This window comes from Anaerocolumna sp. MB42-C2, assembly GCF_030913705.1.
Classification (GTDB): domain Bacteria; phylum Bacillota; class Clostridia; order Lachnospirales; family Lachnospiraceae; genus Anaerocolumna.
Genome location: NZ_CP133190.1, coordinates 6,142,140 through 6,158,190, shown reverse-complemented (window position 1 = coordinate 6,158,190; position 16,051 = coordinate 6,142,140). Strand labels below are relative to the sequence as shown.

Annotated in this window: 16 protein-coding genes; 3 read left to right on the top strand and 13 right to left on the bottom strand. The window is 34.1% G+C overall.

Translation table 11 applies throughout. The features are described from left to right. Window positions 1-7: 7 nt before the first annotated feature. From secG to RBU59_RS27230, 13 genes are all read right to left on the bottom strand, one after another. Window positions 8-244 carry a preprotein translocase subunit SecG gene (gene secG, locus RBU59_RS27290; protein ID WP_308145618.1) on the bottom strand — a complete coding sequence of 79 codons (237 nt, stop codon included), beginning with the start codon at window positions 242-244 and terminating at the stop codon, window positions 8-10. Window positions 245-357: 113 nt separating this feature from the next. Further along, window positions 358-1,902, bottom strand: a complete 1,545-nt coding sequence (gene gpmI / locus RBU59_RS27285) for a 2,3-bisphosphoglycerate-independent phosphoglycerate mutase (protein WP_308145617.1) — start codon at window positions 1,900-1,902, stop codon at window positions 358-360. Window positions 1,903-2,075: 173 nt separating this feature from the next. Continuing rightward, complete coding sequence (gene tpiA / locus RBU59_RS27280) at window positions 2,076-2,822, bottom strand: triose-phosphate isomerase (protein ID WP_308145616.1); 747 nt, start codon at window positions 2,820-2,822, stop codon at window positions 2,076-2,078. 169 nt (window positions 2,823-2,991) lie between these two features. Beyond that, window positions 2,992-4,185, bottom strand: a complete 1,194-nt coding sequence (locus tag RBU59_RS27275) for a phosphoglycerate kinase (RefSeq protein ID WP_308145615.1) — start codon at window positions 4,183-4,185, stop codon at window positions 2,992-2,994. 213 nt (window positions 4,186-4,398) lie between these two features. Continuing rightward, window positions 4,399-5,412 carry a type I glyceraldehyde-3-phosphate dehydrogenase gene (gene gap, locus RBU59_RS27270; RefSeq protein WP_308145614.1) on the bottom strand — a complete coding sequence of 338 codons (1,014 nt, stop codon included), beginning with the start codon at window positions 5,410-5,412 and terminating at the stop codon, window positions 4,399-4,401. A gap of 383 nt (window positions 5,413-5,795) precedes the next feature. Next, window positions 5,796-6,107, bottom strand: a complete 312-nt coding sequence (locus RBU59_RS27265) for a spore coat protein (RefSeq protein ID WP_308145613.1) — start codon at window positions 6,105-6,107, stop codon at window positions 5,796-5,798. Window positions 6,108-6,118: 11 nt separating this feature from the next. Beyond that, complete coding sequence (locus tag RBU59_RS27260) at window positions 6,119-6,304, bottom strand: hypothetical protein (RefSeq protein WP_308145612.1); 186 nt, start codon at window positions 6,302-6,304, stop codon at window positions 6,119-6,121. A 167-nt stretch (window positions 6,305-6,471) separates the two neighbouring features. Beyond that, window positions 6,472-7,914 carry a glycogen synthase GlgA gene (gene glgA, locus RBU59_RS27255; RefSeq protein WP_308145611.1) on the bottom strand — a complete coding sequence of 481 codons (1,443 nt, stop codon included), beginning with the start codon at window positions 7,912-7,914 and terminating at the stop codon, window positions 6,472-6,474. A gap of 307 nt (window positions 7,915-8,221) precedes the next feature. Beyond that, window positions 8,222-9,025, bottom strand: coding sequence for a sporulation transcription factor Spo0A (gene spo0A / locus RBU59_RS27250; RefSeq protein WP_308145610.1), 804 nt, complete (start codon window positions 9,023-9,025; stop codon window positions 8,222-8,224). Between the two features lie 493 nt (window positions 9,026-9,518). Continuing rightward, complete coding sequence (gene spoIVB / locus RBU59_RS27245) at window positions 9,519-10,808, bottom strand: SpoIVB peptidase (protein ID WP_308145609.1); 1,290 nt, start codon at window positions 10,806-10,808, stop codon at window positions 9,519-9,521. A 336-nt stretch (window positions 10,809-11,144) separates the two neighbouring features. After that, the gene (recN, locus tag RBU59_RS27240; protein WP_308145608.1) at window positions 11,145-12,827 is read right to left on the bottom strand and encodes a DNA repair protein RecN; all 1,683 of its coding nucleotides are present in this window, start codon (window positions 12,825-12,827) and stop codon (window positions 11,145-11,147) included. Window positions 12,828-12,960: 133 nt separating this feature from the next. Further along, on the bottom strand, window positions 12,961-13,158 hold the full coding sequence (locus tag RBU59_RS27235; RefSeq protein ID WP_308145607.1) for a hypothetical protein: 198 nt from the start codon (window positions 13,156-13,158) through the stop codon (window positions 12,961-12,963). 14 nt (window positions 13,159-13,172) lie between these two features. Further along, the gene (locus RBU59_RS27230) at window positions 13,173-13,376 is read right to left on the bottom strand and encodes a hypothetical protein (RefSeq protein WP_308145606.1); all 204 of its coding nucleotides are present in this window, start codon (window positions 13,374-13,376) and stop codon (window positions 13,173-13,175) included. A gap of 263 nt (window positions 13,377-13,639) precedes the next feature. Here RBU59_RS27230 and RBU59_RS27225 point away from each other — a divergent pair, with 263 nt between their 5' ends. From RBU59_RS27225 to RBU59_RS27215, 3 genes are all read left to right on the top strand, one after another. Beyond that, window positions 13,640-14,302: a TetR/AcrR family transcriptional regulator gene (locus RBU59_RS27225; RefSeq protein WP_308145605.1), complete on the top strand. Its 663-nt coding sequence runs from the start codon at window positions 13,640-13,642 to the stop codon at window positions 14,300-14,302. A gap of 80 nt (window positions 14,303-14,382) precedes the next feature. Beyond that, window positions 14,383-15,291 carry a DUF4097 family beta strand repeat-containing protein gene (locus RBU59_RS27220; protein WP_308145604.1) on the top strand — a complete coding sequence of 303 codons (909 nt, stop codon included), beginning with the start codon at window positions 14,383-14,385 and terminating at the stop codon, window positions 15,289-15,291. A gap of 4 nt (window positions 15,292-15,295) precedes the next feature. Further along, window positions 15,296-16,027 (top strand): TVP38/TMEM64 family protein, encoded by a 732-nt coding sequence (locus RBU59_RS27215; RefSeq protein WP_308145603.1) that lies wholly within the window; start codon window positions 15,296-15,298, stop codon window positions 16,025-16,027. The last annotated feature ends 24 nt before the right edge of the window (window positions 16,028-16,051 follow it).

Genomic DNA, 16,051 nt, shown 5'->3' with positions numbered 1-16,051 from the left:
AACTATATTAAATTATATTAAGTACAACGGAAAGAACGATAAATCCTAAAGCAAGAAACTTTGTAAATTTCTCCAAAGCACCCTCCATAGAACGACCTCTATTCTTACCCCAATAGGTATCAGCCACACCATTAATAGATCCAGTTAAACCTGCTGATTTGCCTTCCTGCATTAAAACAACAACCACTAATGCAATACAGATAATAACATAAATGATTGTTATAATTGCTTTTAAAATATCCATCACTGCACCTCCTAAAGCTCTAATGTTAATTCTACCATACAATATTACAGATTTCAACTATTTTTTGTACAGGTAATCTGCAATACAGTAGATGGGAATAGGAAATCATTCTATTATCTTTTAACCAGCAAGGATTTTCCTGTCATTTCTTTCGGTTGCTTCATGCCCATCATTTCAATCATTGTTGGTGCAATATCAGCTAAACAGCCGCCCTCTTTCAAAGTATAGTCCTTATTATAATTAACTAAGATAAAAGGAACCTCATTAATGGTATGTGCGGTGAATGGTTCTCCGGTTGTATAATCAATTAATTGTTCAGCATTGCCGTGATCTGCACAGATAAACATCTGTCCATTTACAGATAATAAAGCTTCATAAGCCATACCAACACATTTATCAACTGCTTCAACAGCTTTAATAGCTGCATCCTCAATACCGGTATGTCCCACCATATCCGGATTGGCAAAATTAACTATGATTACATCATATTTTAAGGATTTTATTGCTTCTACTAAGTTTTTAGCGACATCATATGCACTCATTTCCGGTTGTAAATCATATGTTGCTACTTTTGGAGAGTTAACCAGAATACGTTCTTCTCCTTCATTTGGAACTTCAACACCACCGTTAAAAAAGAACGTTACATGGGCATATTTCTCCGTTTCAGCAAGTCTTAACTGTTTCAGATTATTGGCAGCCAGGAATTGTCCAAATGTATTATCAATAGAAATCTTATGGAATGCTACGATTTTATTTTTTATGGTCACATCATAATCCGTAAAGCAAACATATGTTAACGGAATTCTGCCTTTATCTCTTTTAAAACCATTAAATTCGTCATCACAAAATGCTCTTGTTATTTCTCTGGCACGATCAGGTCTGAAGTTAAAGAAAATAACAGAATCATTTTCTTTAATAGTTGCTACCGGTTTACCGTTCTCTAATATAACTGTTGGTAACACAAATTCATCGTTCACATCAGTCTCATAAGATTTCTGAATAGCATCAACACCATTTTCAGCAGTCTCACCCTCACCCATAACCATGGCGCGGTAAGCTTTCTCCACTCTATCCCATCTGTTATCACGGTCCATTACATAATAACGACCCATAACGGAAGCAATTTTACCAATACCGAGTTCTTCCATTTTCTCCATTAAACTTTCAGCAAATCCCTTACCGGAGGTTGGTGCAGTATCTCTTCCGTCTAAGAAAGCATGCACATACACGTTTTTTAGACCTTCTCTTTTTGCTAATTCCAGTAATCCATACAAATGAGTGTTATGGCTGTGAACACCGCCATCGGATAGCAGACCAAATAAATGTAAATCAGTGCCTTGTTTCTTACAGTTTTCTATAGCTTTTAATAAAGCTTCATTTTTAAAGAAATCGCCATCCTGGATTTCCTTGGTGATTCTGGTTAATTCCTGATAAATAATCCTTCCGGCACCCATGTTAAGATGTCCTACCTCAGAGTTACCCATCTGGCCCTCCGGAAGGCCTACTGCCATACCGCTTGCATTTCCTTTTACAAAAGGATATTCTGTCATTAATTTATTCATAACAGGGGTATCGGCTAATTTAACAGCATTACCTTCTTTTTTTTCGTTTAAGCCATATCCATCTAATATCATTAATACTGTAGGTTTTTTACTCATTATACTTACTCCTTTATCTGGTTGCAAAGTTTATAAATAACTATTTTATTACAAATCTTAAATAAGGGTATGAGCCTTATTCAAGAAAATATATATAATAAATATTAATAAAATCAAAATATTATCATTATATATAAATATAAATTTAATCTCTTTAGCAGATAAATGTACTATTATTTATAATTAACGATTTTGCCAAAGTCAGGTTTTAAACTGGCGCCGCCAACTAAACCACCGTCAATGTCAGGTTGTGAAAAAAGTTCAGCTGCACTTGCTGCCGTAACGCTTCCGCCGTATTGAATACGGATTGCTGCTGCAGTTGCCTCATCATAGATTTCAGCAATGCAGTCACGTATTGCTTTACAAACTTCCTGAGCCTGTTCTGTAGTTGCTACTTTACCTGTTCCGATAGCCCAGATTGGTTCATAAGCAATTACAGCTGTCTTAGCCTGTTCAGATGTAACACTTAAAAAAGCAATTTTAATCTGTTGGCGAATGAAATCAATCGTTACGCCTTGTTCTCTTTGAGTAAGGGTTTCACCACAGCAGATAATTGGAGTAATACCATGTTCAAACGCTTTTAGAACTTTTTTATTCACTGTTACATCAGTTTCCGCAAAATATTCTCTTCTTTCGGAATGACCGATAATAACATATTTAACTCCTATATCAGTAAGCATATTAGGAGCGATCTCTCCGGTAAATGCACCGCTTTCCTCGAAATACATATTTTCAGCGCCAATTAAAATATTGGAGCCTTTTGCAGCTTCCATTGCAGTTGTTAAGGAAATAGCCGGCACACAGAATACAACGTCCGCATCCTCAGTAACTACTAACGGTTTTAATTCATTTATTAATTTAATTGTTTCACTGGGCGTTTTATTCATTTTCCAGTTTCCTGCAATAATCTTCCTTCGCATCTTAATTCTCCTTTATATTCAGACAGTAAAATATAAAGATCTTACGATATGTTTGATTTTATATCTGAATACTGTCGTATACTCATTTAGAAAGGGACGGTAAGTTTTTAAACAGTTACCTGTCCCTGAATTAATAGTTCGAAATTATTATTAACTTAATCAGTTACCTTTATTTATCGTTAGCTGCAGCTACACCAGGAAGTTCCTTACCCTCTAAGAATTCAAGAGAAGCACCGCCGCCTGTAGAAATATGAGTCATCTTATCACCAAATCCTAAGATGTTAACAGCTGCTGCTGAATCACCACCACCGATTATGGTCGTTGCGCTGATTTCTGCTAAAGCTTTTGCTACTGCAATAGTTCCCTTAGCGAAATTAGAGAATTCAAATACACCCATTGGTCCATTCCAAACAACAGTTTTTGCACTCTTTATAGCATCTGCATATAATTCACAAGTTTTTTCACCGATATCAAGACCTTGCCATCCGGCTTCGATCTGACCGCGTCCAACTGTTTTATATTCAGCATCATTTGAAAAATCTTTTGCTACAACGGTATCGACAGGAATTAATAATTTAACACCTTTTTTCTCAGCTTTTTCTATCATTTCTTTAGCATAATCAAGATAATCAGCTTCCAATAAGGAATTACCAACTTCTTCTCCTAATGCTTTCATAAATGTATAAGCCATACCACCACCGATAATTAATGTATCAACCTTATCTAATAAGTTGTTAATTACGGAAATCTTACTGGAAACTTTAGAACCACCCAGTATAGCAACGAAAGGTCTTTCAGGGTTATCAACAGCATTTCCTAAGAAATCAATTTCTTTCTGCATTAAATAACCAACTACTGCTGTATCTACATATTTTGTAACACCAACGTTTGAACAGTGTGCTCTGTGAGCTGTACCAAAAGCATCATTTACAAACACATCACAAAGGGATGCTAAATCTTCACTGAAAGAATCAACATTCTTAGTTTCTTCGGCTCTGTAACGGGTATTTTCTAACAGAACAACTTCTCCGTCTTTCATAGCTGCAACTGCGGCTTTTGCATTTTCTCCAACTACATTGGCATCTGCAGCAAATTTAACGGGCTGTCCTAATAAATCAGCTAATCTAACAGCAACGGGAGCTAAGGATAGTTCCGGTTTAGGTTCTCCCTTCGGTTTGCCAAGATGGGAACAAAGAATTACCTTGCCACCGTCTTTGATTAATTTTTTAATTGTAGGAAGTGCGGCAACCAGACGGTTTTCATCTGTTATTTTTCCTTCTTGTAATGGAACGTTAAAATCACATCTTACTAATACTCTTTTACCTTTTACATTAATATCAACTACTGATTTTTTATTAAGCATGTGTGTAACTCCTTTCATTGTCCTTTATAACCCTATACGAAAAGCTCTTTACTTCAGTTTTTTACTTTGGTTTAAACTTTACCGTTATAAGTAATATGATTTAAAATGAGCCCGGTCAATCGTTCTAGTCAAGGAGGGTTCGGTAAACGTTCCTCGACTTATTTACAAAGGCCGGACCCATAATAGGATCAATATAAATTATTAACTAAATAATTATGCTAATTCAGCAAAATATTTAATGGTTCTAACCATCTGGCTTGTATATGAATTTTCATTATCATACCAAGAGACAACTTTAACTAAAGTTTGTCCGTTACCAAGATCAGTAACTTTTGTTTGAGTTGCATCAAATAAAGAACCATAAGTAATACCGATAATATCAGAAGATACTAATTCTTCTTCAGTATATCCAAAGGAAGCGGAAGCTGCTGCTTTCATAGCTGCATTAACATCGTCTTTTGTTACAGTACCGTTGCAAACTGCTACTAATTCAGTAGTAGATCCTGTAGGAACAGGAACTCTTTGTGCAGAACCATCTAATTTACCGGCTAAGTCTGGAACAACAAGACCGATAGCTTTAGCTGCACCGGTTGAATTAGGAACGATATTAACTGCTGCTGCACGAGCTCTTCTTAAATCTCCCTTAGGATGAGGTCCGTCAAGAGTCATCTGATCACCGGTATAAGCATGAATTGTTGTCATAAAACCTTTAGCGATAGGAGCTAATTTATTTAAAGTATCAGCCATAGGAGCTAAACAGTTAGTCGTACAAGATGCTGCTGAAATAATTGTATCACTAGCTTTTAATGTTTTTTCATTTACGCTGTATACAACGGTTGGAAGATCATTACCTGCCGGAGCTGAAATAACTACTTTTTTAGCACCTGCATCGATATGTGCCTGAGATTTTGCTTTTGATACGAAGAAACCAGTACATTCAAGTACTACATCTACTCCAAGTTCTTTCCAAGGAAGATCTTTAGGGTCTCTTTGAGCATAAATCTTAATTTCTTTACCATCTACTACGATAGAATCTTCTTTTGCTTCTACTGTATCAGCTTTTGCATATCTGCCTTGTGCTGAATCATATTTTAATAAATGAGCAAGCATTTTAGGATTTGTTAAATCATTTATTGCAACGATTTCATATCCTTCAGCACCAAACATTTGTCTGAATGCAAGACGTCCAATACGTCCAAAACCATTAATTGCCACTTTTACTGCCATGTTATATTTCCTCCTAATTGTTAAATTTTATAATATTCTGTCATGCTTTTGTATATTTAATCGTTTTAATATACAAAATTATGTATATGACAGATACTAATCAATTCATATGATTGACAAATTTTTCTCAAACACTATCTTATTTTACCTTTTTTAAATTCAAATTTCAAGTAGAAAATTCAAATTCATAGAATATTATTAGAACTAACATATTTCACTATCTCTCTGTTCTTTATTTGTGCATATTATTTGTAAATAGTTTACTGTTAATAATATCCTTATTCGGTATTCTGTAATCTTTCCCAAAATACTAAAAAAAGTATTAATTTGGATATACACTCCTACCTAATTACAGTAAAAGTGTATACCAAATTAGGATCATTTTATCTCATTTGTCCATGTCCCTGGTTTGATTGACCAGACATACCTGATTGTCCTGTCATACCGGATTGACTGTTTATGAAATTTTTTAAATTCATAATTTCATCCTGAGAAGCCTTCTGAGCCGGTTGATAATAATTTTTACTTTTCGCTATAGTATATAACTCATATTGACAGGTTTCACCATCATTACGGAATTTCTGTAATGTTTGCCTTAGCTCCTGATTTTCAGTTTGTGCTATCATATCACCTAAACTCTTTAAACCTGCATTAATTGAATTTAAAGCATCATTTACCATTAATTGCTCTTGCATATGCCAGCCTCCTATTTTAAAAATTGTATTAATGTCTGTTTCTTTTGCTCTGCAGACTGAGCTTCTTTCTGGAAAAACTGCTTCACATAAGGATCCGTACAATTTTCTGCATAGGTTTTGTATTTTTCCTTATCTGATTCACCAAACACTAAAAGGTGTCTTAAATTCTGTAGTTCCATTTCTGATAAATTACTCATTCAAATTTCCTCCTTTTTACTCAAAATAATCCGGATAATTGCAGAATGATTCAGTCATAGTATCTAGTATCATTGAGCAGTTACCTATCAACTATTATCTCATAGGAGTTCATTTATTATGCAGGTAAATTCTTTATGTTTGACTATTTATATACTTGTAATAAGTTTCACAACCCTATTTTTTTGTATAATTCTTCATATAATTTTGCCGAATTGTTCCAGGAGAAATCCTTTGACATTCCTCTGTCAATTAATTTATTCCATTCCTTTCTTGCATTAAAATATATGTTTTTAGCATATCGGATAACAAATAACATTTCATGGGCATTATAGTTAGTAAAACTAAAACCCGTTCCGGTTTTTTCGAATTCATTATAAGGTTCTACCGTATCCCGTAACCCACCTGTTTCTCTTACAATAGGTACAGTCCCGTATCTAAGGCTGATAAGCTGGCTTAACCCACAGGGTTCGAATAGGGATGGCATTAGGAATGCATCGCAGCCTGCATAAATTTTATGTGCTCTTTCATCAGAGTAATATATATTTGCAGATACCCTGTCACCATATTTCCAGGCATAATGGCGAAATAAATTTTCATATTTTTGTTCACCGGTACCTAATACAACCAATTGGGTATCTTCTGAACATAACTCCTCTATTATAGAATCAATTAAGTCGAAACCTTTCTGATCTGTTAATCTGGAAACGATACCTATCATAAATTTCTTATCACCTGCTGCTAACCCAAGTTCTTCCTGCAGATCTCTTTTATTTTTAATTTTTAATTTTCTGAAATTAGTCTGATCATAATTATGATATATCAGAGGGTCTGTCATCGGGTTATATTCCTCATAATCAATACCATTCACGATACCAGTTAAATCGTTACTTCTGGCACGCATCAGCCCATCCAGTCCTTCACCATAAAAAGGTGTTTTGATTTCCTCTGAGTAGGATTTACTTACTGTTGTGATATAATCAGCATAAACAATGCCACCCTTTAGATAATTAGCATTTCCGTAAGCTTCTAATTTATCCGGCGTAAAATAATAATCAGATAATCCTGTGATATCCTTAATTGTATTCACATCCCATACTCCTTGAAATTTCAGATTATGTATGGTCATTATTGTTTTTATATCTTTATAAAATTCATTTTCCATAAACCGGTCTTTCAAATATACCGGCAACAAACCTGTCTGCCAGTCATGGCAATGAATGATCTCAGGTTTAAAACCCAGAATCGGAAGTGCAGAAAGGCAGGCTTTACAGTAAAAAGCGAATTTTTCAATATCCTCGTAGATATTTCCGTAAGGAGTGTTCCCGGTAAAGTAAAATTCATTATCAATAAAATAAAAGATAATACCACTGTATTCGAGTTCAAACAAGCCAATATATTGACTTCTCCAGGATAAATCCATATAAAAATTCGTTTTATAGATCATTTTTTCTTTAAATACTTCCGGTATAACCTTATATTTTGGTAACATTACCCGTATATCAAATTCTTCCTTATTAATATACTTAGGTAATGATCCTACTACATCCGCCAAACCACCTGTCTTTATAAATGGAACGCATTCTGAAGCCATATACAATACACTCTTCATATAATTACCTCCCTACACACTATTCATTTACTATCCAATGATAAAATTATCACAGGAAAACACCTGCTTACAAATACAAAACTTGAAGAACAGCCTCTTATATAATTCTTATCAATTCACTGATTCGAGGTTTTTGAATCGCAGGTCTTTCGCAATATTATTCATATTAATTATACCTTATTAAAGGCTTTTATGAAAGATTTATTTACATATGCTGGATATATATGCTAGATATTTAAAACAAGCCCGTCTCAATTCTTGATATGAGACGGGCTTCTTTATAATTAACAAGGTTAATCCAATGTTATTATGCTCTTAATTTGTATTCTAATCTGATTTTATCAGCAATTAATGCTACAAACTCAGAATTAGTCGGTTTTCCTTTCCCATTGCTTACTGTATACCCAAATAATTCATCAATCGTATCCATTTTTCCTCTGCTCCAGGCTACTTCTATAGCATGCCTTATTGCTCTTTCAACGCGGCTAGGTGTTGTCTTATGCCTTTTAGCAATGGACGGATACAATAATTTCGTAATGGAATTCAACATCTCATTGTCATTTACGGACATCATGATAGCATCTCTAAGATACTGATATCCTTTAATATGAGCCGGAACACCAATTTCATGTATTATATTAGTAACATCGGATTCGAGATTTCTTTCTTTATAATCATCTTTGTTCTCGTAGGTACTAACCCGGTGGTTTTCTATTAACTTATTATTATGTAAATCACCTCTAACTTGTTTTATTCTTGTTAATACCATATTATTATCAAAAGGTTTCATTATATAGTAGCTTGCACCAAGCTCAAAAGCATTTTCAGTAACTCCCTCTTGTCCGATTGCCGTTATTACAATAAATGCCGGCGTTTTTTTGTAAGATTCATCTAATCTTACTTTCTCCATAACACCCAAACCATCTAGTTTAGGCATTATTAAATCTAAGAGTACTACATCTGGTTTCTTTTCTTTAATCATTTCCAGAGCGTCGATTCCATTTTCAGAGGTCCCTACTACCTCTATATCAGAATCACCCTTAAGTATTTCTTCTAATAATTTAACGATTCTTTCATTGTCATCCACAATTGCTACATTAATCTTACCCACTTTGATTCCTCCCAAAATATTACCTGTTACGGTTTTCTTTATAATACTACGTAAATATAGTTAATATATTTGCCTCCTTTCATTATAATTTGTTACATAAATTCACGAATTTTGCCCACCATGTACTACATTATACCGCGTTTTAATGTTTAAGTCAATATTTTCCATATTATTTACCATTAATTTTACAATACTATAGAATATATCTGCAAATATAGTTCGCTTTTACATAATTATATATGAATTAGCACCATCCATGAATTGTATGAAATAATCATTTGTAAATTCTTACCATATTTGCATTATATACATTTATTTCCATTTTATCAATTGTTTCTTATCGCATTTTACGACAATAATGTTTTGGATTTTGGCTATTTTTCATACAAAATAGGCGTTTATATTAATTTTACTATATTTTTTTACTATATTGGTGTGTAATTATATCATTACTGTAAGAATTTTCTAGTTTCCCGTCGATATATTAATTCTCTTAATTATCTTCCAAATTATTAATCATATTTTCTATAAAAGTACCGTAACCTTTAGTAGAATCCTGTATAAAAACGTGCGTAACGGCTCCAATTATTTTTCCATTCTGAATTATAGGGCTTCCGCTCATGCCTTGTACAATTCCGCCGGTTAGAGCCAGAAGATCTTTATCCACGATTCGAATTACCATTCCTTTATTCGGGCTGGAGCTATTCATATCTATTTTTTCAATTTCAATATTGTATTCTTTCACTTCATTATCAACGCAGGTTAATATAGTGGCTGGCCCTAATTTCACTTCCTGCTTTAATCCTAAAGGCAAATATCCTTTAATGCTTGTCGAATTATACTTATTATCTACTTTGCCGAATATTCCCTGATTCGTATTTTTTGTAATATTCCCTATTTTATTTCTGTCATTTTGATTGATTAAACCAATTAACTCACCAGGTGCTCCCTGTTTACCTTTAATAATTGTCATAATATCTGCTGAATATACGTAACCTCGGTTTATTTCCATAATCAGGCTTGTATCAATATCTGTTATACCATGACCTAAAGCCCCAAATTCTCCCTCCTGAGTTACAAATGTCAATGTACCAATACCTTGTGTATTATCCCTGATCCAAGCTCCTATTTTGTATTCACCATCCGATGTTTTAACCGGTGAAACGTTATATTGTATATCTTTTTCATTTCTTCTTACATCTATCTTAATATCTTTACCGTTACTATTCTGGATTTCATTAATCAATTCTTCCTTATTATGAATTGTCTTATTATCAACAGCTGTTATATAATCTCCCGATTTTAGCTTATTAAGTGCCGGTTCATAATTTAAACCGTCAACCGCATTGATTACCCCTGTTCCAAGTACCATAACTCCATCTGTCTCAACGTAAATGCCTATAGGTTTCCCGCTGGGAAGTACTTCCCGGGTATCAATGACACCCAACTCAACTTTCTTAAAATCCAAAAAGCCGAATAGCTTTAAATTAATAACATATTGTCCTGTTTTAGTTGATTTAATAGAAAATGGTTTATTTAAATCTAATTTGATCTGATTTGTCGGTACAGTTTTATTATTTACACTTATTACATCTACATTTTTATTATCAAAAGCACCTTTAAATGGCAGATCAAAATCGAATTCCTGATTTTCACCAACTAAAATTTTAATCTTATCGGGGACTCTATTATCTAATTCTTTATAAGTAAAAAATAAAAGTACAACTATATTAATACATAATAATAATATCAGTACTTTACGATATACAGATTTTCTGTGCATAAACAGGCTCCTATCTTTTTTAAACGTAAGAATAACAAATAGTCATTAAGCTGACATAATCAAACCCAAGTGAAATGCTATCGTTATGTTTTCTTTCCGCCAGCAGAACTATCCGGGCAGTAGTACTTTATTCCAACAGGATTGTTCAAGGTTTATTCCTGACAAACCGGAAGATACACGTTTGTCAGTATCTCTGGTTCTTCTGTCCGGTTGATTTATTATAAACAAGCTTGCTAATCCTCACTTTGCCTATGCGGAAATAAAAAAGGATATACAAAAAGTGTATATCCTGAATGACTATCTTTTGATAGTATACCTATTTAATTTGATTTCAAACTAGTATTTTTTAGTTGTTTTAGCCAATTGTTTCATTTCTTTTGCACTTTGTAGAACAGTATCCGTAATGACCGCGCCTCCCAAGATTCTTGCAATTTCATCTATGGACTCATTTTCTTTGAGATTACGTATGGATGTCTTGGTGGTAAATCCGTCAGATGATTTTTCAATAATATAATGAGAATCTGCCATTGCTGCGATCTGAGGAAGGTGAGTAATACATAAAACCTGATGACTTCCTGCTATCATGGATAACTTCTCAGATACTTTTTGAGCAGTCCTTCCACTTACACCGACATCAATTTCGTCAAAAATCAGTGTTTCAATTTCATCCTTATCAGCCAGTACGGATTTAATGGCTAACATAATTCTTGACAATTCACCGCCGGAAGCTACTTTCGATAATGGTTTTATCTCTTCACCCGGATTGGTAGAAATCAAAAACTCAGCATCGTCAAATCCATTAACCGAATAGTGTCCGGTAGGCTTAAATATCATTTCAAATTGTACTTCAAGAAAATTTAAATCAATTAAAGCATCTTTTATTTTAGCTGATAAATCTTTTGCTTTTTCTTTTCGAATTAATGATAACTGATCTGATAAATCCTGTATTTTGGTCTCCTGCTTTTCCAACTGTATCGCTAAAGCAGACATCGTTTCCTCATAGTTTTTATATTGTGACAGCTTTTTTTCACTTTGTTCAAGATATTTTAGTATATCCGTTATAGCGCTGCCATATTTTGATTTTAGATGATTAATTAAATCCAGCCGCTGTTCTGTAATTGATAAATCTTCTTCGTTATTATTCATATCAGATGTATACTCAGATAAGTCTCTGTTAAAATCATTAACCAATGTTTCGATATCCAATATCTGATTATATAAACCCGCTAAGGAATCATCAAATTCTAATAACTTAGTTAGCTGCTTGACTGTCCTGCCGATATTATCACCAGCGGAATCCGTTATCTGATAACTCATCCAGTCATATACATTATTTAATCCTTCCGCAATTGTTTTGGAGTTGGATAGTTTTTTATACTCCGCAGCTAATATCTCATCTTCACCCATTTTTAGATTGGCATTTTTAATCTCATTGATTTCATATTCCAGGAAAGATATTTCCCTTAATCTTTTATCTTCATCTATTTTTAATTCATTAAGCTTATTTCTAAGATTTATGTATTCTTTATATTCAGATTCCAACTCCTTTTTAATATCTCCTATAGAAGACTTGGCAAACCGGTCTATAATATCTAAATGTTTTTCTTTATATAACAGGGACTGGTGTTCATGCTGACCATGTATATCAATTAACAATCCGGCTATCTCTTTTAGAACTCCGGCGGTAACACTTTGTCCGTTAATTTTACTGATACTTTTGCCATTCATAATCTTTCTGCTAATGATTATCTGACCATCTTCAGCAGGTATATCCATCTCATTTAATACTTCTAAAATATGTTTATCTTCTATCTGAAATAATAATTCTACCAGAGCATATTCGGCTCCTTTTCGAATGATGTCTTTTGCTATCTTACCTCCCAGAGCTACATTAATAGAACCGATAATAATTGATTTACCGGCTCCGGTTTCACCGGTTAGAATATTAAGGTTGTCTGTAAAAGTCACGTCTACTTCATCAATTATAGCAAAATTTTTTACATGTAAATTTAGTAACATTCCGTTCCTCCTATTGTTTGTTTGTAACAACAATCTCTTAAGCGGTGGCCTCTCCAAGCTCCGGAAACATATGTTCTGTATTAATTTTATCATAAATGTGATTATTACGCAAATGATTTTTTAGTTTATTTTATCACGATAAATATCCATTAATATAGAGCAATAATGCCTGATTCCACTCATCAGCAAACTTTTTTATAGTAAAATATCGTTTTTCTCTTTCGGTACTTACAGCTTTTAAGGCAATATTAAATAAGTTTTTATCTAATTTCCATCTCTCATAGGAATGGTCTGTTTCGCCTCCAAACATTGCAAATGCCGTCGCACCCATTAAATAGACATTCGTTAAGTATCTCCATTATATTCTGCTGTTCTTACACCGGCAAACTTTATAAAATACCGTTTCTCACCTAACTGTGTTCCAAAACATATGTTACCGGAATCCTGGTCATCAAATACTTTAAATACCTTACCATACCTGTTTAAAAAAGACATATCCGCCGGTTTGTGAAGCTTATATTTTATACCATCAACAAATTGAAAGATCATTTTTTGCTCTCCTTTTTCTTAGTACTATTACTATAAGTTTCCTTTGATTTATAATTTAGTACTATATACATTAATACATTTTTTACCATAAAGCAATAAAAATAAAGTACCAGTCTGGTTACAATACAATCTATGGCAAGTTTTATCTGCAAGTCAAACGAAGCGAAAGAAAAGAGAAAAAGAAAAGAACTGTGCTTGACAGGTCAAGCTAAAAGTAATACAATTATAATTGAATGAACGGTTCAGTCAGAAAGGTGAGCGTAATGGAAAACAGAATGGAACTAATTTTTAATGCAGCCAGTCACTTGTTTATCAACAAAGGGTATGCAAAGACACAAATGAAAGATATTGCAAAAGAAATTGACTTGTCAACTGGTATGCTCTATGTGTACTTTACTGGAAAAAGAGATATCCTGAGTTTTCTTCTTAAAGAAACCATTGATCCAACCTTTATTGCACGCGAATTTGAATTGCCAATTCGTTCGGAATTATTTGATTCTCTGGATAATGAAATTATTGAAGCGTTTGAAGAGAATACAAAAGCATTTTCTGCTCATCTTAAAGACATTACAAATTATCCTTTGGAACAAATGCTCTCCGATGCATTTGATGTCATTTCAAAATATGGAATCGGATGTTTACTTATTGAAAAAAATCCGGATGATCTCGGAAAGTTAACAGATTACTACAAAGAATACCGCCAAAGATTTTATACTCAAGTCTTATCGTATATCACATTGTATATGCAGATGGGGACTTTTCGTAAGGTGGAACAACCACAGTATGTCACGCGCTTCATTATCGAAACCCTGTCATGGTGGGGAATGCACATATCAAATGACGCTTTTGAGACACAAAAGAATATTACAGCCCAGGCAGCGAAAAATATCTGTATGGATAATCTGCTTCACGCTTATATGATATAAAATTTAACGGAGCAATCGCTCCGTTAAAAAATACCGTTCAATTAAATGAATGGTTCAATTAATGAAAGGGGCCAATATTTATGAAACACAATTTACTTTCGTTCCCTTGTGTAGTTTTACTACTCGTGGGATTTTTGTCAGGATGTCGTATACAAAAGGCAATCTCCCTTGTAAACACTCTTACATTCAATACCGTTGATTTTGAGAGCCTTCGGCTTGATTATGACGCAGATGATATTCGTGTTTTAAAAAGTAATAATGACCAGTTAATAGTAAAAGAATACATGAATGAAAATAAGCAAAGCTTTTACGCCAGAACATTCAAGCAGAACGGTGAACTGCTGATTACGGAGGGTGACAGGCCAAAACGCTCCGGTTTTGATTCCTATATAGAAATATATATCCCGCAGAATTATACCGGCAATTTATCCTTGCACTCCACAAGCGGAACCATCCATTCGGAACTTGCCCTGAATTTATCAGGCAATTTCAATGTCGATACGACTAGCGGCTTGGTGGAAGTATCAAATACAAAGGCATTAAATGTAAAAGCATCCAGTACAAATGGCAGTTTAAATTTTGAAAATATGATTGCGGATGAAGTAAACATACAAACTACTAATGCTGCAACTTCCCTGAACAAGATAATCGGAACGATCAACTATCAGTCAAAGGGCGGAAAATTAACCGCTTCGGCTCTCCATGGTTCTGGTTCCTTCAATGCTTCCGGGGAGGGTTCTATAGAAATTTCTTTTGCTGATGTAACAAGGGATATTTCAGCATACTCCAAAAACGGTACTCTTGCGGTAACTCTTCCTCGTGAACTTGCTTTCAAATTTTCAGCAACGACCAAAGAAGGCTCTATTGATACGTCTTTTACAGACCGGCTAATAGTAACGGATAACACAACGTCCGGAACCGTTGGTACTTCCCCTGATATAACCGTAGAGCTGGAAACGCGGAACGGGGATATTAAAGTATCAAGGTGACTCTATGAATAAAAACAAAAAATCAATAAATAAATTAACCATAATAATTTTAATATTTTTTTTGCTGATGTTTGTTCTGGGCCTGATTTCCCTCCCTTATTTGAATCTTTTATCAGAACCGAAATCACAGCAGACATTAAAAGCATGGGTAACTTCTTTCGGTATAGGGGGTTGGTTCCTTATCCTTAGTATGCAGATAATCCAAATACTGATAGCATTTATACCCGGTGAACCTATTGAAATTTTGGCGGGAGTGCTATATGGGGGTTTTGGCGGTCTGTTTCTTTGCCTGTTTGGGTGTACTTTAGCTTCTTCCTGCGTTTTTATGCTTTCTAAAAACTTTGGTACACCCCTTGTAGCAAAACTTTTCAATAAAAACAAATTGGAGGCATTTGCTTTTGTGAAAGATACAAAAAAACTGGAAATCATTGTTTTTATACTATTTATAATTCCGGGAACCCCAAAAGATATGTTGACCTACGTAGCCGGAACCAGTCCCATGAAGTTAGCACAATTTCTGGCCATCTCAACTTTTGCTCGTTTTCCTTCCATCGTATCCTCTACTTTCATTGGCTCTACTCTACGAAACGGACAATGGGAGACCGCTGCTCTGATTTTTGCATTAACCGCAATTTTAGGTGTTTTAGGGATAAAATATCAGGAACATATGGTCGGTTTTTGCAAGAGATTAGGCCAAAGAATAGTAGGCTCAGGACAAAAGGATGAAAATTCTTAAGAAAATGGCTCTGATTTGATATAA

Coding starts and splice junctions, on each gene's coding strand:
- RBU59_RS27265 (WP_308145613.1), bottom strand. CDS start 6,107: ATGCAAGAGCAATTAATGGTAAATGATGCTTTAAATTCAATTAATGCA.
- gap (WP_308145614.1), bottom strand. CDS start 5,412: ATGGCAGTAAAAGTGGCAATTAATGGTTTTGGACGTATTGGACGTCTT.
- RBU59_RS27275 (WP_308145615.1), bottom strand. CDS start 4,185: ATGCTTAATAAAAAATCAGTAGTTGATATTAATGTAAAAGGTAAAAGA.
- RBU59_RS27220 (WP_308145604.1), top strand. CDS start 14,383: ATGAAACACAATTTACTTTCGTTCCCTTGTGTAGTTTTACTACTCGTG.
- glgA (WP_308145611.1), bottom strand. CDS start 7,914: ATGAAGAGTGTATTGTATATGGCTTCAGAATGCGTTCCATTTATAAAG.
- RBU59_RS27225 (WP_308145605.1), top strand. CDS start 13,640: ATGGAAAACAGAATGGAACTAATTTTTAATGCAGCCAGTCACTTGTTT.
- RBU59_RS27260 (WP_308145612.1), bottom strand. CDS start 6,304: ATGAGTAATTTATCAGAAATGGAACTACAGAATTTAAGACACCTTTTA.
- RBU59_RS27215 (WP_308145603.1), top strand. CDS start 15,296: ATGAATAAAAACAAAAAATCAATAAATAAATTAACCATAATAATTTTA.
- recN (WP_308145608.1), bottom strand. CDS start 12,827: ATGTTACTAAATTTACATGTAAAAAATTTTGCTATAATTGATGAAGTA.
- tpiA (WP_308145616.1), bottom strand. CDS start 2,822: ATGCGAAGGAAGATTATTGCAGGAAACTGGAAAATGAATAAAACGCCC.
- secG (WP_308145618.1), bottom strand. CDS start 244: ATGGATATTTTAAAAGCAATTATAACAATCATTTATGTTATTATCTGT.
- RBU59_RS27235 (WP_308145607.1), bottom strand. CDS start 13,158: ATGGGTGCGACGGCATTTGCAATGTTTGGAGGCGAAACAGACCATTCC.
- gpmI (WP_308145617.1), bottom strand. CDS start 1,902: ATGAGTAAAAAACCTACAGTATTAATGATATTAGATGGATATGGCTTA.
- spoIVB (WP_308145609.1), bottom strand. CDS start 10,808: ATGCACAGAAAATCTGTATATCGTAAAGTACTGATATTATTATTATGT.
- RBU59_RS27230 (WP_308145606.1), bottom strand. CDS start 13,376: ATGATCTTTCAATTTGTTGATGGTATAAAATATAAGCTTCACAAACCG.